This is a genomic window from Paenarthrobacter sp. A20, assembly GCF_024168825.1.
Lineage (GTDB): Bacteria > Actinomycetota > Actinomycetes > Actinomycetales > Micrococcaceae > Arthrobacter.
Window position 1 is genome coordinate 2194700 of record NZ_JALJWH010000001.1, and the last position, 17783, is coordinate 2212482.

Here is a 17783-nt window from a genome sequence, read left to right on the forward strand (position 1 = left end):
TTCCATGGAACGGAGGCAGGAAGTGAGCATCGTGGTGAGACGAACAGGTCAGGCGGTGCGCTCGGCTGAGTCGAAGGCGAGCCGGCACGCGGTTGACGTCGTTTTGGGGCATTTGGGGGAGATTGGCCCGGCAGTAGCGGCACTGCGGCGCGAATCTTCCAGGCTCGCCGAATGGGGCGAACAGCTGGCACTTGTCAGGCTGCGCGGTGGAACTGTCTTTGCCGCGGGCAGTGACGGGTCCTCGCACGAGGCCCAGAGATTCACTTCCGAGCTTGCCGCCCACGATCCCGGGGACGGTTCCGGTTTCAAAGCGATCTACATCCCCAAAGGCGCCGACGGATCAGATGGGGCCGCAGGAAGTATTAGTGCCCGGATCTCGGATCAGGTCCGACGCGGAGACATTGTGGTGCTGCTCGCCGCGAAGGGCATCACCGAGGACCTCAGGGATGCTGCTGCCGCCGCGAAGTCTGGTGGAGCGCGGGTGTGGGCTCTGACCGGAAAGGAATCCAAGGACCTGGCGCAGTCGGTCGATGAGGCCATCTGCGTCAACACGGACCCCGCCCACGCGGAGGAAGCGCACCTCGTCGCGGTGCTGGCCCTCTGTGAGTGCTTCGATGACGCACTGAAGAACCGCAACGCGGAGTAAGTCCTCCCGCGCTGACACGTGCGTGTGATCTGCGCCTCTATCGGAATAGTTGCAGACGCCTTGCAGTTGGGCAGAGTGAACCTGTTTCATTCTGAAAGGAACTGCGCATGCTGTTTTCCCCCCTGGCCCTCGGCGAGCTTGAACTTTCCAACCGACTGGTGATGGCGCCCCTGACGCGTCTTCGTGCGGGTCAGAATGGCGTGCCGGGTCCGTTGATCGCCGAGCATTACAGGCAGCGGGCTTCCCTGGGGCTGATCGTGAGCGAGGGTACCTACCCGGTTCCGGCCGGCCAGTCATACCCGGGACAGCCCGGACTCGTCACCGACGAACAAATCGCGGGTTGGAAGACAGTCACCGAGGCCGTTCACTCCGAGGGTGGGCGCATCTTCGCGCAGGTCATGCACGGTGGCCGCGTTTCGCACTCGGACATCACGGGCGGCAATGAGATCGTTGGTCCCAGCGCTGTCGCCATCGAAGGCGACGTCCGCACCCCCAGCGGCAAGCAGCCGTACCCGGTCCCGCGCGAACTCCGCACCGACGAACTGCCGGGTGTCATTCAGGAAATCGTCACCGCATCCAAGAACGCCATCGAGGCAGGGTTCGACGGCGTGGAACTCCACTCCGCCAATGGTTACCTGCTGCACGAATTCCTTGCGCCCAATTCCAACATCCGCACGGACAGCTACGGTGGCTCCCCGGAGAACCGGGCCCGCTTCGTGATCGAGACCGTCAACGCCGTGGTGGAAGCCCTCGGTGCCAACCGTGTGGGCATCCGGATTTCCCCGGAGCACAACGTCCAGGGCATCGCGGAAACCGATGCCGCTGACGTCCGGGCAACATATGAAGTCCTGGTGGACACCATCGCACCGCTGAACCTCGCTTACCTGAGCATCCTGCACCACGACCCCAAGAGCAGCCTGGTCCAGGACCTCCGGGAGCGTTTCAATGGGACGTTCCTTGTCAACACCGGGTTCAGCGAAATTACGACCCGCGACGAAGCCTTCGCCATCATCGAAGGCGGCCTCGCGGACGCCGTGGTGGTCGGCCGCCCCGCCATTGCCAACCCGGACCTCGCCCGCCGCTGGCGCGAAAGCCTGCCGCTCAACGAGCCGGACGCCTCCACCTTCTACGCCGACGGCGCCGAGGGCTACACCGACTACCCGTTCTACGCGAACTAGGTCCGCCATCCGCTGTTAGCCCAAAGCACCTCAGCAGAAGCACGACGTCGGCGCCCGCCCGGGTGCCGACGTCGTGGTTTAACCTTGCGGCCGCCCGCGCGGAATATGACCGGCCCCGCGCCTGCTTTCCTATAGGATTTGTGGCATGTCTGATCCTTCCCCGGCTGGTGCCCGCGCTGGTTTTCCCGTCAGCCGCCAAGTGTTGGCCGACCACGTTTATGAAGCGCTCCTCGAGTGGCTCATGGACGGCCGCCTGGAGCCCGGGGCGGCCGTGAGCATCGACGGGATGGCGCGCGAACTCGACGTTTCTCCCACTCCGGTGCGCGAAGCCCTGGCTCGCCTGGAGCACACTGGCATGGTCCGGCGCGTTGCGCTGAAAGGGTACCGGGTGGCGCCCGTATTCACCCGGGAGGACTTTGCGGAGCTCATGGAAGCCCGCCTGTCCATCGAGCCCGTTAACGCCAAGTTGGCTTGTTCCCGCATGACGCCGGACGGATTGGACGCCCTGAAGCGGGCCGTCGAGGATCTCAAGACCGCCCCTCGTGGGGGCACGTTTGCCGAGTACCGCAGCTACCTTGAGGCAGACGAGCGGTTCCATCAGCTCATCGCCGCGCAGGCAAACAACCAGTTCCTGCTCGCGGCCTACAACACCCTCGGTGGCCAGATCCAGCGCTTCCGGCTGTTCGGGGGAGTGGGCATCACTGATGCGGAGCAAGCCATTGCAGAGCACCAGGCTGTGCTTGACGCCATGCTCGGCGGCGACCCGGAGAAGGCCGCGGAGATGATGGTTGACCACGTCGAAAAGGTCCGTGGCCGGGCCATGGCTGACGCGCCGGAGGACTAAACACCGGACTAAACAAGGGGCTCGCCGGCTGCGCCGGCGGGCCTTATTTGTGCGCACAGTGACCCCCTTCACATGCATATGTAAGACATATAGGATCTAGGAAGTTCCGGAAAAGGGTTGACAGTCTTGCTTGATTCGTAAATCCTATAGGAAACAGGATTCCACGAAGGAGTGATCGTCATGGCGTACACCGCCGAGAATTGGCCCATTACCGCGGCCCTCCTGCAGTTCCCGGGCACCGACGCCGCGGGGCAGCAGGTCAACGACGCCGATGCTTCCGTTTGGGCTTCGGTCCTCCAGGAAGTGAAGGACGCAGGTTTCGCCAACGCGGACCTCACTGACAGCTGGGTTCGTCCCGGCGACCTCAGCAAGGATCGCCTCGCCGAGTTCAAGCAGACCGCTGATGAAGTGGGCATCGGTGTTCCGGTCATCTCTGCCATCCGCCGCAGCGTCATCCACGCGACGGACTGGGCCGAGAACCTGGCGTACAGCCACCGGACCATTGACGCCGCCGCGGAGCTCGGTTGCGAAGTCGTATCGTTTGGACTCCACCAGGCCATCACCCCGGAGCAGCAGAAGCAGCTGTGGTTCTGGACCGTCGAGGGATACAAGGACCCGGTGGGGGACAAGGAAGCGTGGGGCAACGCCGTCTCCCGCCTCCGTGAGCTCGGCCAGCACGCAGCAGACGCCGGCATCCTCCTTTCCTTGGAAATGTACGAGGACACGTACCTCGGAACCGCTGACTCTTCAGTTCAACTGGTCCAGGACATCGGCCTGGCCAACGTGGGCCTCAACCCGGACCTCGGCAACCTCATCCGACTGCACCGGCCCATCGAGGACTGGGGCGAGATGGTGGCAAAGACCCTGCCGTACTCGAACTACTGGCACATGAAGAACTACATCCGCGACGAAGACGTTGCCCGCGACAGCTACATCACCATGCCAGCCCCGATGGAAAGCGGACTCATCAACTACCGCGAAGCCTTCAAACTGGCTCTCTCCGTGGGCTTCCAGGGCATCCTCTGCACCGAGCACTACGGCGGCGACGGCCTGAGCGTCACGGCCAGCAACCAGGACTACCTCCGCCGCCACGTCCTGCCCAAGAGCGAAGGCTACGAACTCGGCAAGAGCCAGGTAGCGCAGGGGCGCCAGGAACCAGCCACGCAGCTCGCAGGAGTTTAGGAACATGACACAGATTTTCGACAACCCGGCAGACTTCGCCGATGAGGCGTTGGACGGCTTCGTTGCGGCCAACCGTGGCTATGTTGCCCGCGTTGATGGCGGCGTCGTCCGCTCCACTGAAGTCCCTGCCGGCCAGGTGGCGTTGGTGGTCGGCGGCGGTTCGGGACACTACCCGGCGTTCGCCGGACTCGTCGGACCCGGACTCGCGACGGGCTCGGCCTGCGGGAACATGTTCGCTTCCCCGGCCGCAGGCCAGGTGTACCGGGTGGCCAAGGCTGCCAACGCCGGAGGCGGAGTCCTCCTGAGCTACGGCAATTACGCCGGCGACGTCCTGCACTTCGGCCAGGCCCAGCTCCGGCTCAACGCCGAGGGCATCGAAACACGCACGGTCACCGTCACGGACGACATCGCCAGTGCTCCGATCGGCGAACTCGGGAAACGCCGTGGCATTGCCGGTGACCTGACGGTCTTCAAGATCGCCGGTGCCGCGGCCGAAGCGGGACTGGACCTTGACGACGTCGAGCGTTTGGCCATCAAGACCAACTACCGGACCCGTTCGCTGGGTGTGGCCTTTGACGGGTGCACACTGCCGGGCGCCAAGGATCCGCTGTTCCACGTGCCGGCCGGGCAGATGTCGCTCGGCCTCGGGATTCACGGCGAGCCCGGCATCTCCGAGCACCCGATGCCAACAGCATCCGAGCTGGCCGAACTTCTCGTCTCTAAACTCCTCAACGACAAGCCCGAGGACGCAGGTGACCGGGTGGTTGCCATCGTCAACGGACTTGGCACGGTGAAGTACGACGAACTCTTCCTGCTGTTCGGCAAGGTCGAGAAGCTGCTGACCGCGGCCGGGCTCACCGTCGTTGAACCGGAATGCGGCGAGTTGGTGACCAGCCTGGATATGTCCGGACTGTCCCTGACCCTGCTGTGGTTGGACGAGGAATTGGAACAGTACTGGGCTGCGCCTGCCGACACCCCGGCGTTCCGCAAGGGCAGCATGTCGCCCCGCGCACCTCGCGCTGACGCGGTAATCGACGACGCCGAAACGGCCGACGCAGAACAGACCACCTCGGCTGCAGCCGACCTCGGGCGGTTGGCTCTTGCCATCCTCGCCCAGGTGCGGGACGTTGTGGTGGACCATGAGGAAGAGCTCGGCAAGCTGGACGCCATTGCTGGAGACGGCGACCACGGAATCGGCATGCGCCGTGGCGTGGATGCCGCAGCGGCGGCCGGGGAAAGCGTGGCCGGTTCGTCTGCAGCACGCATCCTGACCACGGCCGGGGAGGCCTGGAGCGAACGCGCCGGCGGCACGTCCGGAGCCCTGTGGGGCTCGGCAGTTATCGCCGCCGGACAAGCACTGGGCAACCGGGATGCATACGCGGCGAAGGACGCAGCGGCCGCGGTCAATGCCTTCGTCCGCGCCATCACCGAACTCGGCAAGGCCGAGCCGGGGGACAAGACCATGGTGGACGCGCTCCTGCCGTTCAGGGACGCCTTCCAGACGGAGCTCGACGGCGGCGCTCCCGTTGACCGGGCCCTGGCGGTCGCCGCCGCGGCGGCCCAGTCAGCTGCCGCGAAGACCGCGGACCTGCGTCCCCTCAAGGGCCGGGCCCGTCCCCTCGCGGAAAAGAGCCTGGGCCATCCCGACCCCGGGGCAGTCTCCTTCGGGCTGATTGCCGCCAGGATTTCACAGTTCATCGATTCACAACTGGCCACGGTTGCCTCAGCCGGAGAGCTGTCGGCAACGGCCGGAAACGGAGCCCAAGCATGAGCAACACCCAAGGCTGGCGCATCGTCGTTGGCAATGACGAAGCCGGAGTCGAGTACAAGCAGGCACTTCTCGCCTTGCTGGAGGCGGACCCGCGCGTGGCATCGGTGACCGACGTCGGCGTTGGTTTCAACGACTCCACCGCGTACCCGCACGTCGCCGTTGACGCCGCCCGCAAAGTGGCCGAGGGCGAGGCAGACAGGGCACTCCTGATCTGTGGCACAGGGCTCGGGGTTGCTATTGCAGCCAACAAGGTCCCAGGAATCCGCGCGGTCACCGCCCACGACAGCTACTCCGTGGAGCGTTCGGTGCTGAGCAACAACGCCCAGGTCCTCACCCTCGGCCAGCGGGTGATTGGCTTGGAACTGGCCAAAAAGCTCGTAGGGGAGTGGCTCGACCACCGCTTCGACCACACCTCATCTTCCGCCGCCAAGGTGGATGCCATCTGCTCGTACGAGCCCGACTACACGAAGGCAGTCTGATCATGACCACTCCTGAAGCAACCGAAGGTTCCTCGACGAACGCAGCCCGGAAGATCGCCGTCGTCGGCTCCGGTTACATGGGTGGCGGCATCGCCCAGGTCTTGGCTCTTGGCGGGGCGCGTGTTGCCCTGGCCGATGTCTCTGCCGAGATCGCGCAGAAGAACTTCGACCGCCTCCTGGTGGAGTCGGACCAGTTCATTGCCGACGGACTCTTCCCAGCGGGTTCCACGGAAATCCTCAAGCAGAACCTGTGGGCCGCCAAGGACATTGAGGAAGCAGTCGCGGACGCCGACTTCATCGAAGAAGCCGTTCCCGAAGTCCTGGAGATCAAGCACCAGACCCTCGCCCGGATCAGTGCCGCGGCCCGCCCGGACGCCGTGATCGGTTCGAACACCTCCACCATCTCCATTGGTGCGCTCGCGGAGGCCGTCACCAACCCGGAGCGCTTCCTGGGCGTCCACTTCTCCAACCCGTCACCGTTCATTCCTGGCGTCGAGGTCATCCCGCACGCCGGCACCGCTGCCGCTACCGTCGCCGCCTCCCGCGAGCTGGTCCACGCGGCCGGCAAGCAGACCGCCGTCGTCAAGGACGTTACCGGTTTCGTGCTCAACCGCCTGCAGTACGCGCTCTTCCACGAAGCGGCGCAGCTGGTGGAGCAGGGCATCGCAACAGCGGACGACGTCGACACCCTGGTCCGTACGACGTTCGGCTTCCGCTTGCCGTTCTTTGGTCCGTTCGCCATCGCGGATATGGCCGGTTTGGATGTCTACAACTTCTGCTACAAGTCGCTGCAAACAGGATTCCCGGAACGCTTCGCGACGCCGAAGATCCTGTCGGACCTGGTTGAGGCAGGCAAGCTCGGCACCAAGACCGGCGCCGGGTTCCTCAACGTCCCCGCCGAGCGCACGCCCGAACTCATCGCTTACCGCAACAAGGCCTACGTCGCTATGCAGAAGCTCATTGAAGAGCTCGGCCCGGCCCCCATCAACTAACCCTTCCTTCAGGAGTAAACACATGACTTTCCCCGCAGAACGCACCGCAATCGTCACCGGCGCCGTTTCCGAACGCGGCATCGGCCGCGCAACAGTCAACTACCTGGCCGCCCAAGGCTGGAACATCGGCATCATCGACCTGGATGACGCCGCCTGCAAGATCGCAGCCAAGGAAATCGCCGCGGAATACGGCGTCCAGGCCCACGGCGTTGGCGCCAACGTGGCCAGCGAGGCCGAGGTCCGCGCCGCCATTGACGAACTGGAGGCAGAACTGCCGCAGATCGTCGCCCTGGCCAATGTTGCCGGAGTCAGCTCGCCTGTTGGTTACCTCGAACTCGAACCGGCCGAATGGGACCGGGTCCTGAACATCAACCTCAATGGCGTCCACTACGCCACCCGCCGCGCGGCCGAGTCCATGGTCAAGAACCGCATCGGCCGCATCGTGAACATCTCCTCCGTTTCAGCCCAGCGTGGCGGCGGAACCTTCTCCAAGACCCCGTACTCGGTGGCCAAGGCCGGCGTCATCGGCCTGACCCGCGCAACCGCCCGTGAGCTGGGTGAGTACGACATCACCGTCAACGCCATTTCCCCCGGCCCCATCGACACCGACATCATGGGCGGCACCCTGAGCCAGGAACGCAAGGACGAACTCACCAAGGACCTTGTGGTGAACCGGGTGGGCTCCACCCGCGACATTGCTGCCGCCATCGCCTTCCTCATCAGCGAGGACTCCGGATACATCTCCGGCCAGACGCTGAATGTGGATGGCGGACTGTACATGCACTAGGCGCCCCCATGCGGACCTGGACAAGAGAACGCAAGATCTACCTTGCCGTGGGCATCCTTGCCTGCGCAGTGGGCATGGTGCTCATTTTCTTCCCGCGCTGACCGCGGCTGCATTAGTTGTTTCCTGTCACTCAAAGAGGAGTTTCAATGTCTGTTGCCACCAATTCCACCAAGGAGTTGCTGGATACGCCGGTCCTCAAATCGGCGATCTCCAAAGCGTCACGGCGGCTCATGCCGATGCTCGTCATCCTGTACGTGGTGGCCTTCCTGGACCGCACCAACGTTGGCTTCGCAGAAGCAGCGCTGGAAGTGGACAAGGGCATCACAGCGGGCGCCTACGCCCTGGGCGCGGGGATCTTCTTCATCGGTTACGCGCTGTTCGAGATCCCCAGCAACCTGCTGCTCACCAAGTTCGGGGCCAAGGTGTGGCTCGCCCGCATCGCCATCACGTGGGGCATCGTCTCGGCGTGTTTTGCTTTCGTGCAGGGCGAGACGTCGTTCATCATTCTCCGGTTCTTGCTGGGCGTCACTGAGGCCGGCTTGTTCCCGGGCGTCATCATGTTCCTGGCGGCGTGGTTCCCCAACAAGGTCCGAGTGAAGATGTTCGCCATCTTCTACCTGGCCCAGCCCTTCTCCCAGATGATGGGTGCACCGCTGTCCGGTTGGCTCATCAACATCGGTGACCAGGTCCCGGGCGTTGCAGGCTGGCAGGTGATGTTCTTCGTCGAAGGCATGCTGGCCGTCCTGGCCGGTATCGCCGCCTACTTCTTCCTGATCAACAGCCCACAAGACGCTAAGTTCCTGACCAAGGAAGAGAAAAAGGCGCTGTCCGACGTCATGGCACTCGAAGACACTGTCAAGGAGGAAACGGGTCCCCGGGGCGTCCTGGCCTCCATGCGGAACGGCCGCGTCTGGTACTTCACCGTCATCTACTTCTGCCTGCAGGTAGCGGTCTACGGTGTGACGTTCTACCTGCCCCAGCAGGTGGCGCAGCTGACCGGACAAAAGGTGGGCATCGCCGTCGGACTTCTTGCGGCTATCCCGTGGTTCTTCGGAATCTTCGCCTGCTACTTCATCGGCAAGGCCGCCAACACGGTGGCGCGTCGTCGCCGTTGGGGCACGGCACTGTTCATCTCCACGGGGCTCTGCATCTTCGGATCCGCGTGGGCGGGCGCCAACCAGCTGCCCGCGCTCGGCATCATCTTCATCACCTTGGCGGTGTGCAGCTTCTTGTCCACCGGTCCCATTTGCTGGTCGTATCCGACGGCGTTCCTCACCGGAACTGCCGCGGCTGCCGGCATCGGGCTGATCAACTCCCTCGGAAACCTGGGCGGGTTCGTCGCCCCGATCCTGCGCACCACGGTCAACCAGGTCACGGCTTCGGACACGGGAACCATGGGCGTCTACGCCTTGGGCGTCCTGCCTTTCGTTGCGGCATTGCTGATGTTCGGTACCAAGCGCTTCAGCAACAAGGCCGACGAACTGCTGGGCAAGTAGATCGTGATGCTCTCTGCTCCTGACACCCTGTTCATCGGGGTCAGCACCAAGATGTACATGGGCTACGCGCAGAGCCTGGCGTGGTTGGAGCAGCTGGTGGCAGAAGTGGACGCCCGTCCGGCCCTTGCGGCCGGGCGGGTGGTCCCGTTTGTGATCCCGTCCTTTCCGGTTTTGCCCGCAGCGGCACGGATGCTGGAGGGCACATCCTTGGTGCTCGGCGCCCAGAACTGCGGCTGGTCTGATGGGCCGTGGACGGGTGAGGTTTCTCCGTCGATGCTTGCTGAACTCGGGGCTGGCCTGGTGGAAATCGGTCATGCCGAGCGGCGACGTTTCTTTGCAGAAGACGAGGCGATGATCGCGCTCAAGGTCAGCGCCGCCGTCGACTCCGGGCTGACGCCGCTGCTGTGTGTGGGGGAACGCGACGTCGGCGATCCGGGGGCGGCGGCTGATACGGTGTTCCGGCAGATCAAGGCAGCAGTGGCAGGTGACTGGTCCGTTGCCTCACAACTGGTTATCGCTTACGAACCTGTGTGGGCGATCGGTGCCCCGGAGCCCGCCTCAGCCGGGTATGTTTCGCGGGTAGCGGCCGCGCTACGGGAATCGCTGGGCCACCACGGACTGGCAGGAATTCCCGTCATCTACGGCGGATCGGCACAACCAGGCTTGTTGCCACAGCTGGACGGGGTGTCAGGGCTTTTCCTTGGCCGGTTCGCGCACGACGCCACCAACTTTGGCCGGGTCCTGGACGAAGCCCTGAGTTTTTGTACAGCAGATGCCCCTAAGACGCCTTCTAAAGGGCATTAGGTGTACAAAAACTCCGCTGGCAGAGGGCCACGAATCCGCCAAGGTTCTCCAGGCCTTCCGGATGCGTCGGCAGGTAGTTGGTAAGCTCCGGCGAACGCACGACGACGGCACGCCACTGACCGCGCGACACCGCCACGTTGATCCGGTTGCGGGACAGCAGGAATTCCGTGCCGCGGGGAACTTCGCCAGCTGCCGACGCTGCCATGGAAACGATGACCACAGGTGCTTCCTGGCCCTGGAACTTGTCCACGGTACCCACACGCACCTTGCCCAGCCCTGCTGCCCTGAGCTCATGCTTGATGAGCTGGACCTGGGCGTTGTAAGCGGCGACCACCAGGATGTCTGTTTCCTCGAGGGGGCGGTTTTCGGGGGAGCCGGAAGGGTCCAGCCACTTCAGGCCGAGGTGTGCTTGGACTTGCCGCACGACCTCAACAGCTTCTTCTTGCGAGGCAGTGGAGTTGGCGGTGTGCGTGACGTAAACGCAGGAAATACCCGGAGCCGCGCCCTCCACGGATCGTTCCTTCGCCGCAGGGGCAGCCTCGAGCCGATTGTCGTAGGACAGCTCGGAAACGGCGCTGCACAGCTCCGGATGCATGCGCCACGACAACGCCAGGAAATAGCCCAGATGTGCGGGCAACGTGTTGTAGCCCTCCGACAACCAGCCCAAAGCTGATTCATCAACCGGTTCCGGGTGCTTGCCCTGGGTGACCTGCGGAAGCTGCTGTGGATCGCCCAGCAGCAGGAGCCGTTTGGCTGCCCGGCTGACGGCCATGGTGTTGGCAAGCGAGAACTGTCCCGCTTCGTCGATGACCAGGAGATCAAGCGAACCGGCCGGGACTTCCTTGCCCACCATGGTCCAGGCGGTGCCTCCGATCAGGGCCCCACCTGGCCGGGCCAGCAGCTCTTCGACGTCGCCCTTGGCACAGTTCGTCCAGGGCACCGGATCGTTGTGCTTGACATCCTTGGCCACGAGGCGGGGATCGACACCGGCCTTCTCCACGGCAGCGCAGAGCATGTTTTCCACGACCGCATGGGATTGCGCCACGACCCCGACTTTCCACCCGTCGGCCACCAGCCTGGCAAGCACGTGGGCACCCACGTGGGTCTTCCCGCTGCCCGGTGGACCTTGGACTGCCACGTAGGAATGGTCCAGGTCCTTCACTGCCGCCGTAATGGCATTAATGTAGCCATCGGGCCCGGAGGGTATGGCTGGAAGGTGGGCCAAGGTGCGCAGCCGCGGCTGCTGCCGGCGGACCAGGTCCAAGGCCGGATCCTTGGGCCAGGAAGGCAACGATGCGCGGAGCTTGGTGGCCAACGTGGCCAAGGCGGCCCGCTGCCCATTCGTCTGAATCGGGCTGTCCGGGGTCAGCGCCATGGGGGTTTGTGTGAACTCCGTCGAATCGTTGCGTAGTTTCTCGGCGATGGTGACCGATTCGAAGTCTCCCTCTTCGCCGACGTCGATGACCTCCGTTCCAGCCCAACCCGCACGGCCGAGCACCGGGGATTCCTTGGCCGCCAACGCGTCCGGCAACGGGGATTGGTACATGCGGAAGTACTTCCTGCCGCGGTCCAGTCCGGCTCCGTCACCTGACCGGCCGAGCAGTTTCACGATCCGTGCAGGGTTGCTGCGAGGGGTTGGCTTGGCCCAGTCCTGCAGCAACTCGACGTGGTCCACGATGAAGAGATCGCGGGACTCGTCCCATTGCGAAGTCGGCTTTTCCAAGCGGTCGAAGTGCCCCCACCAGTGCTGCTTGTCCTCGCGGCGGTGATACCCGACTCCGGCGGCGACGATGCCGATGGCCCGGAAGTCCGATGGAGTCTGATCATCTTCGGGCAACCGGGCAAGGTAGTCGAAAAGGGCCTTCTCTTCCGGTGGTGCCTCGTACTTCTCCGGCTCGGCCTCTGATCGGGGCTCGTCCTCCACGGGGCCGCCCGGAACGATCGAGCGCTCCGCAGCACGGGCGAGCAGCCAGTTACGCAACTCCAGTGTTGAGAGGCAGTCGTATTCGTTGTAGTCCCGGATACCTTCGAGAATGGTGGCAGCTTGCTGGGCTTGGCCCGTGTCCCTGGCAGTGCAGAAGTCGGCGTAGGCAACCACGGAGGCACCGGCGTCGGTGACATCACCCGAGCGCAGATGCTGCCCCATGTAGAGGGGTTCCAGCTTCTTGATGCTGTAGGAGTTCTCGGAGACCCGGATGCTGTGCCGGACGGTGTCGTAGAGGTCCACCAGGACGCCTTGGCGCAGGAGGTCATCGACGGCGGTTTCGCCCACCACATGCGTCAGCGAAAGATTGCGAAGGGCCGTCTTTTCGTAGGCCGCGTAGTGGTAGATGTGCATTCCGGGGTAAATGGCGCGGCGCTTGGCAACGTATTCCAGGAAATCCACAAACGCTTGGCCTTCCTCCACCCGTGAGTGCGCCCAGAATGGCCGGAAAACAGGCTCGGCACCCGGTCCCACTGGGTTCTCGATAACCCCGAACAGATACTCGAGGCCCCACTTTCCGCTGGCGGGATCCTGCCAGAGGGGGTCTCCCTCGAAGTCGAAGAAGATGTCGCCCGGATCGGGAGCGGGGAGCCTTCCCAATGTGTTATCCGGGAGCACCTTGTAACTAACGGATTTGGCTTTACCGGTTTTGTCCGTGTAGTTGACGGTGCCGTCCGGGGTGCCTGTGCCGGTCTGGAGTTGGGCTTGCTCGCGGAGCCTGAGCAGCGTCGAGTCGCCAGTGGCCGGCATGGCTGCGAGCTGATCGATGGTGGTCACCCCGGTCTCGATCAGTTTCTTGCGACGGCTGATTCTCATGCCAGCCACCATGAGCAGATCCCTGTTCAGCTGGACCTGCTCGGCGCAGTAGTCACAGCGGCCGCAAGCGGAGAAACGGGTGTCGCCCCACTCCGCGGGGCCGGCCTCGGAAACATGGGCAGCTGTCATGCCGAGGAAGCGTTCCCGGCGTTCCTTGAAGACGGGGAGGATCTGCGCAAGGGGGTGGTCGCTGTGGACGCGGTTGCCCAGCACCAGGGTGACGGTTGGATCCGGGGTTATTCCGGCCTTGAGGAGCTGGTCTCCGTAGGCGGCAAGCTGCAAAAGTGCTGTGACCTTGGCATGGCGGGCCAGCTTGGTATCGAACACCGCATACAGTCCGCCGGGTTGCTTGACCAGAAAATCCGAGCGTCCGTGGAACTGGCCGTCGAAGAACGCGGCTTGGAATACTACATCCGCTCCGAGGCGCAGGGCGTGGACGGATTCCGCATGCTTGGCCGTCAGGGTGGCACGGTCCATCGAAGTGGCGGGGACGACGTCGTAAACGCCTTTTCCTGTTGCCGCGTCCCAGTGCCCGAATTCAGCCACGAACTCGTCCAGTACGCGATGTTCGTGTACGTCGCCCAGCTTGGCCGTGCGATCCAACATGGCGTCCGCCGCGAAGTCCGGTTTGGGTGACCGGCCGAGTTTTTCATCGAGTTTCCGGAGCAATTGGTATTCGCAGGTGGCCGCGATGACGAGGTCGCTGGCCGAGAAGACCAGGTCCTGCGGGGCGCCCGCTGTCTCCGGATCGAGAAAGAACACAGCGACCCACCTCTCTTCCACACCAGTTGAAATCCTTGTAGCCAAGCTATCAGCGGGCACCGACAAAATACCTTCCGGCAAAGTAGCGTCGGGCCAACCTAGACTGCACCCATGACTGAAACAGCCCCCACCATTGACCCTGCTTTCGAAGCCGCGTACCAGGCCGCACAGAAGAGCCTCAGCGAGGGCGGCATTCCCATCGGGGCGGCCTTGGCCCGGGGCGGAGAAGTCATCGCCAGTGGCCACAACGAAAGGGTGCAGCACGGCGATCCGATTGCGCACGGCGAGATGTCCGCACTTCGTGCCGCCGGACGCCAAAAGACATACCGTGACACCACGCTCTACACCACGTTGGCGCCCTGCGCGATGTGCACGGGAACCATCATCCAGTTCAAGATCCCGCGCGTAGTGGTGGGCGAAGCCGAGACGTTCCCTGGCGAATTCGACCTCCTGCGTTCACGCGGCGTCGAGGTAGTGGTCCTGGACGATGCGCGCTGCGTGGACATGATGCGTGCATTCCAGGCAGAACACGCCGAACTGTGGGCCGAGGACATCGCTGAGTAGCCGCCGCGACTAAGCGGCGGCAAGGAGAGAGCGACGGCGGCACCAAGGGCGGGGTGCCGCCGTCGCCGGCTACAGAGGATCCATATACCAGCTAGCCATCCGACGGCTTTTTGGCAGGCTTCCTCGGAGCCGACCGGCGGGAACGGGCCGCCGGAGTTGATGGAATCAGTTCCTTGACTTGGGCCAGCACTGCGGCGTTGGCGCCACGGGTGCCCAGATCCTTGGCGAGGGTCTCGACCTCGGACTTCGCGGCCGCGGTACTGTCCGCTTTGGCGTGGAGTTCGGTACGCAGCTCCACCAGGCCGCGGTAGGCGAGGTTGCTTGCCGCGCCGGCGCCTTGCTGGTAGCTGGCCAGGCCGGCATCAGTCAGCGCCAGTGCACGCTCAGGGTCGGCGCTGTGGTGCTTGACCATCTTTTCGTCCTTGCGGCGGTAGAAGTCATCTCCCACGGACTGCGCGACGGCGGTGGCAGCCTTGACGCCCAAGGGCTCGCCACCGAAACGCCCGGCCGCCTCGGTCAATGCGTCCAGGCCCTTGCTGAGATACGGCGACATGGAGCCCTCGAAAGCGAGGGTCAGGCCCACCTCGCGCGTGAAGAACTCCGGCGCGAACCGGTCCTCTTCACGGGTGCCGGGAAAACCGACACGAAGAGGCAAGGTATTGGACGCTTGGACGATGCCGTCCGTGGCATAGACGGCGCGGACCAGGTACTGCCCGGGCTCGTCGAAAGCGAAGCCTCCCACTCCGTAGGCGAGCTGGACGAGTTGGCTGTAGCGGTCGCTGCCGTCGTCGTCGCCCACCGGCGCAGGAGCCAGCGTTACGATCTCCGGAAGTCCGTAGAAGCAAACCACCGATTCATGCAGCACCACAGTTCCGTTGGGCTTCTGCACGTAGACCGTCGTGTTGCCGTACCGGGGATCGAGCCTGCCATCCACCATGACGGGCACGTCGGTGGTATTCCGCAGCCGGAACTCGATGGACACGGGCTCCATGTAGTCGAAGTGGTCCTTGGCCGAGAGCGTCAGTTCAACGTCGCTGCCCGGCCCGGAGACCGTCATGGCGCCGGCAGGGGATTCCAGATGCCCGCCGGAGGCCCAGGGATCTCCACCCATGATCACGGAGGCCCGGTCACCGTGGCGCATGTGGAGGAGCTCGTCGTCGTCAAAGCGGAAACGGAAGTTGGCCCAGAAAGTGTCCGTGCCGTTGCGCTGATCGTATTTCCAGTCGTAGTTCATCCAGGACAGTGCATCCGGGCGGGCTTTGTCCCAGGCATGCAGGAAGTTGAAGGCGTGCCCGGCTTCGTGGACCCAGGTGTAGAGGAAGTGCCGCATGGCCCAGGCCTGATCCTGGGTGGTGGGGTTGGAGACAAGGTTGGTGAACCAGGAATGGTTCCGGAATACCGCAAAACCCTGGCGGTCGGGTCCGCGACCAGCGCCGCCAAAGCCCGCAGCGGCGTCGAACATAATGCCACCCACCCCCGCGCTGTCAAAGATGCCGGCCTGGATGCCCCACATGTTCCACGCAGGCCAGCCCGAGTTGTACTTGCCGAACGAGGTTTCCATGGCGTCGTGGAGTTCGCCGACATTCCAGGAAGCAAAGCCCGCGGCGCTGTCGTCGATGACTGTATGGACCGGATCGACGGTGACCGCGATTCCGGCGTCCTTATACGACGACTCGATGGTGATGGTCCGGTTGGGCAGGTCCGCGGGTCGGTTGTTGTGGGCGTGGCTGTTGTAGATGGGAACCTTGGGTTCTATGTCTACGGACGAGCAATAATCCAACTCCAGGTTCATGTCGCGGAAGGCGTCCGAACGGTAGGTGCACGCGTAGGGCTGGCCGAGGACTCCGCCGGAAGTAAAGGTGGCAACAGCTCCCGTGACTGCGCCGTGGGACCACGACACCACAATGTCCACCGTGGTGGCAGGATGGGTTCCTTTCCAATAGCGGACGGTTCCGAGGATGTGTACGTCGGTATCGGTGAACGTCACAAGGGGTGTGTCCACGATCCAGGACTCAACATAGGTCTTCACAAGTTGGTTGACCCCTGCCACCTTGACGAAGCGGGTGCTGTAGAAGTCACCGCTGACCTTGTTCATGACAGGAGACTGGACGCCGTCGCGGGAGTCGATATCCAAACGGAGGTCCACTGCGCTTCCGATGGGGCCGGGGTTGCCTTGAAAACCTTCATATCGCCCGCTGACCGCTGCGGGTCGCCGGCACCTCCAGAATTCCGTGGAGGGAAGGGACTGGACAGGTTCAAGGGAGACGTCAGGGTTGTAGTAGGTGCTGGGGACGTTGGGGGTGTCCATGGGGAGATCTTTCTCGCTCTTCAAGCAGTCAATATGCGTTCGTTCATGGATCTGCACATGAACGGCATGACGGTTCAGGGCGAGGCGGGTGCGCGTGATGAGTGCTCAATATGAGTCCGAATGGCCAATGCCCAGAAGCCGTGTGTAACCCAAAATGAGGATACTCCAGCGAATGGATTATATCCAGAGGAATGGTGTTGTTTTCTGCCGTCCGGAAGGGGCTGGATCGTCTGGTCAGGTGTTCCCGCCGAGCGTAGGCTGGCATCATCGGCGCCCGGAGCCGAAGGACCCGTGCCGAAGGCCCCGCGTCGATGACCCCAATCGATGAAGGAGGACCCATGAGTGCCGTACGTGAATTCATGACGACGAATGCACAGTGCATCGCCGAGGATAAGACTCTTCAGGAAGCCGCCATGCTGATGAGGGACCTGGACTGCGGTTCACTTCCCATCTGCGGCACCGACGGCAAGCTCACCGGCTTCATCACCGACCGCGACATCGTGGTCAAGTGCTTGGCCGAAGGCAAGGATGCCCGCGAAGTCCTTGCCCGCGAGCTCGCAACCGGCAAACCGTACTGGGTGGACGCCGACGCCAACGTGGACGAGGCCGTCACCATGATGGAGGACCGCCAGGTTCGCCGCCTGCCCGTCATCAGCGACCACAAGTTGGTAGGAATCATCAGCCAGGGCGATATTGCCCGCAACCACTACGCAGAACAGCGCCTCGGCGAAATGGTGGAGCACATCTCCGCCAAGGAACACATGGCCCATTGAGGAACAGCAACCACGCTGAGCCCAGCAACCAATCCAGCCGCCGCGAGGCCTTCCTTAGAGGAAGGCCTCGCGGCCCGTTCCTTCACGCAGTACGAGTTCGCCTTCTTCGATGGAGACGATCAGGCTCTTTGGTTTTCCCACGAGCTTCTTCGTTGCGCTGAGTTTCCTGCTGCTGACTTCCACTCCCACCGTGGCGCCCTTGGCCGGCAGTTCCACAGTGACTTCGTCGGCCATCCCCAGCAACATTTTGGTGGAGATGCCGCGCTCGGAGACGGCTTCCTTGCCGTTGACGGTCACGGTGACGTCATCGGAGACGAAGCCGTCCTGAAGGATGATGAGCAGTTCCTGCATGGTCCAACTACAGCACTAACGGCGCCGCCGGGATAGGGCTTCCCGA

15 protein-coding genes are annotated in these 17783 nt (G+C 63.6%); 12 read left to right on the forward strand and 3 right to left on the reverse strand.

The features are described 5' to 3' along the window. The first annotated feature begins 4 nt into the window (after positions 1–4). The 10 genes from J3D46_RS10410 (at position 5) to J3D46_RS10455 (ending at position 10179) form a co-directional block, all read left to right on the forward strand. The gene (locus J3D46_RS10410) at positions 5–646 is read left to right on the forward strand and encodes an SIS domain-containing protein (protein ID WP_253466859.1); all 642 of its coding nucleotides are present in this window, start codon (positions 5–7) and stop codon (positions 644–646) included. A 107-nt stretch (positions 647–753) separates the two neighbouring features. After that, positions 754–1824 (forward strand): alkene reductase, encoded by a 1071-nt coding sequence (locus tag J3D46_RS10415; RefSeq protein ID WP_253466862.1) that lies wholly within the window; start codon positions 754–756, stop codon positions 1822–1824. 145 nt (positions 1825–1969) lie between these two features. Then, positions 1970–2668, forward strand: coding sequence for a GntR family transcriptional regulator (locus J3D46_RS10420; protein WP_253466864.1), 699 nt, complete (start codon positions 1970–1972; stop codon positions 2666–2668). A gap of 180 nt (positions 2669–2848) precedes the next feature. Next, entirely contained in the window at positions 2849–3850 is a 1002-nt protein-coding gene (locus J3D46_RS10425) for a sugar phosphate isomerase/epimerase (RefSeq protein ID WP_253466866.1), read from the forward strand. 4 nt (positions 3851–3854) lie between these two features. Then, positions 3855–5621 (forward strand): dihydroxyacetone kinase subunit DhaL, encoded by a 1767-nt coding sequence (dhaL, locus tag J3D46_RS10430; protein ID WP_253466869.1) that lies wholly within the window; start codon positions 3855–3857, stop codon positions 5619–5621. Beyond that, on the forward strand, positions 5618–6100 hold the full coding sequence (locus tag J3D46_RS10435; RefSeq protein WP_231341200.1) for a ribose-5-phosphate isomerase: 483 nt from the start codon (positions 5618–5620) through the stop codon (positions 6098–6100). Before dhaL ends, J3D46_RS10435 begins: the two co-directional genes overlap by 4 nt. A 2-nt stretch (positions 6101–6102) precedes the next feature. Next, entirely contained in the window at positions 6103–7092 is a 990-nt protein-coding gene (locus J3D46_RS10440) for a 3-hydroxyacyl-CoA dehydrogenase family protein (RefSeq protein ID WP_253466872.1), read from the forward strand. Positions 7093–7114: 22 nt separating this feature from the next. Next, a complete protein-coding gene (locus tag J3D46_RS10445; protein WP_253466875.1) occupies positions 7115–7879 on the forward strand; it encodes an SDR family NAD(P)-dependent oxidoreductase in 765 nt (254 codons plus the stop codon). A 146-nt stretch (positions 7880–8025) separates the two neighbouring features. After that, positions 8026–9375: an MFS transporter gene (locus J3D46_RS10450; protein ID WP_231341198.1), complete on the forward strand. Its 1350-nt coding sequence runs from the start codon at positions 8026–8028 to the stop codon at positions 9373–9375. 6 nt (positions 9376–9381) lie between these two features. Then, a complete protein-coding gene (locus tag J3D46_RS10455) occupies positions 9382–10179 on the forward strand; it encodes a triose-phosphate isomerase family protein (RefSeq protein ID WP_253466878.1) in 798 nt (265 codons plus the stop codon). Here the strand turns inward: J3D46_RS10455 and J3D46_RS10460 are convergent. Then, entirely contained in the window at positions 10166–13741 is a 3576-nt protein-coding gene (locus tag J3D46_RS10460; RefSeq protein WP_253469198.1) for a TM0106 family RecB-like putative nuclease, read from the reverse strand. The two genes, J3D46_RS10455 and J3D46_RS10460, sit on opposite strands and share 14 nt — an antisense overlap. Positions 13742–13852: 111 nt before the next feature. On the opposite strand from J3D46_RS10460, the gene J3D46_RS10465 reads away from it, so the two are divergent. Next, positions 13853–14305: a nucleoside deaminase gene (locus J3D46_RS10465; protein WP_231341195.1), complete on the forward strand. Its 453-nt coding sequence runs from the start codon at positions 13853–13855 to the stop codon at positions 14303–14305. 91 nt (positions 14306–14396) lie between these two features. On the opposite strand, the gene J3D46_RS10470 is transcribed toward J3D46_RS10465, so the two are convergent. Beyond that, a complete protein-coding gene (locus J3D46_RS10470; RefSeq protein WP_253466881.1) occupies positions 14397–16613 on the reverse strand; it encodes a hypothetical protein in 2217 nt (738 codons plus the stop codon). A 338-nt stretch (positions 16614–16951) separates the two neighbouring features. On the opposite strand from J3D46_RS10470, the gene J3D46_RS10475 reads away from it, so the two are divergent. Continuing rightward, positions 16952–17386: a CBS domain-containing protein gene (locus tag J3D46_RS10475; protein WP_231341193.1), complete on the forward strand. Its 435-nt coding sequence runs from the start codon at positions 16952–16954 to the stop codon at positions 17384–17386. Positions 17387–17440: 54 nt separating this feature from the next. On the opposite strand, the gene J3D46_RS10480 is transcribed toward J3D46_RS10475, so the two are convergent. Then, a complete protein-coding gene (locus J3D46_RS10480; RefSeq protein ID WP_231341192.1) occupies positions 17441–17737 on the reverse strand; it encodes a hypothetical protein in 297 nt (98 codons plus the stop codon). Between the last annotated feature and the right edge of the window lie 46 nt (positions 17738–17783).

Coding starts and splice junctions, on each gene's coding strand:
- J3D46_RS10425 (WP_253466866.1), top strand. CDS start 2,849: ATGGCGTACACCGCCGAGAATTGGCCCATTACCGCGGCCCTCCTGCAG.
- J3D46_RS10440 (WP_253466872.1), top strand. CDS start 6,103: ATGACCACTCCTGAAGCAACCGAAGGTTCCTCGACGAACGCAGCCCGG.
- J3D46_RS10465 (WP_231341195.1), top strand. CDS start 13,853: ATGACTGAAACAGCCCCCACCATTGACCCTGCTTTCGAAGCCGCGTAC.
- J3D46_RS10415 (WP_253466862.1), top strand. CDS start 754: ATGCTGTTTTCCCCCCTGGCCCTCGGCGAGCTTGAACTTTCCAACCGA.
- J3D46_RS10475 (WP_231341193.1), top strand. CDS start 16,952: ATGAGTGCCGTACGTGAATTCATGACGACGAATGCACAGTGCATCGCC.
- dhaL (WP_253466869.1), top strand. CDS start 3,855: ATGACACAGATTTTCGACAACCCGGCAGACTTCGCCGATGAGGCGTTG.
- J3D46_RS10470 (WP_253466881.1), bottom strand. CDS start 16,613: ATGGACACCCCCAACGTCCCCAGCACCTACTACAACCCTGACGTCTCC.
- J3D46_RS10420 (WP_253466864.1), top strand. CDS start 1,970: ATGTCTGATCCTTCCCCGGCTGGTGCCCGCGCTGGTTTTCCCGTCAGC.
- J3D46_RS10410 (WP_253466859.1), top strand. CDS start 5: ATGGAACGGAGGCAGGAAGTGAGCATCGTGGTGAGACGAACAGGTCAG.
- J3D46_RS10480 (WP_231341192.1), bottom strand. CDS start 17,737: ATGCAGGAACTGCTCATCATCCTTCAGGACGGCTTCGTCTCCGATGAC.
- J3D46_RS10450 (WP_231341198.1), top strand. CDS start 8,026: ATGTCTGTTGCCACCAATTCCACCAAGGAGTTGCTGGATACGCCGGTC.
- J3D46_RS10455 (WP_253466878.1), top strand. CDS start 9,382: ATGCTCTCTGCTCCTGACACCCTGTTCATCGGGGTCAGCACCAAGATG.
- J3D46_RS10445 (WP_253466875.1), top strand. CDS start 7,115: ATGACTTTCCCCGCAGAACGCACCGCAATCGTCACCGGCGCCGTTTCC.
- J3D46_RS10435 (WP_231341200.1), top strand. CDS start 5,618: ATGAGCAACACCCAAGGCTGGCGCATCGTCGTTGGCAATGACGAAGCC.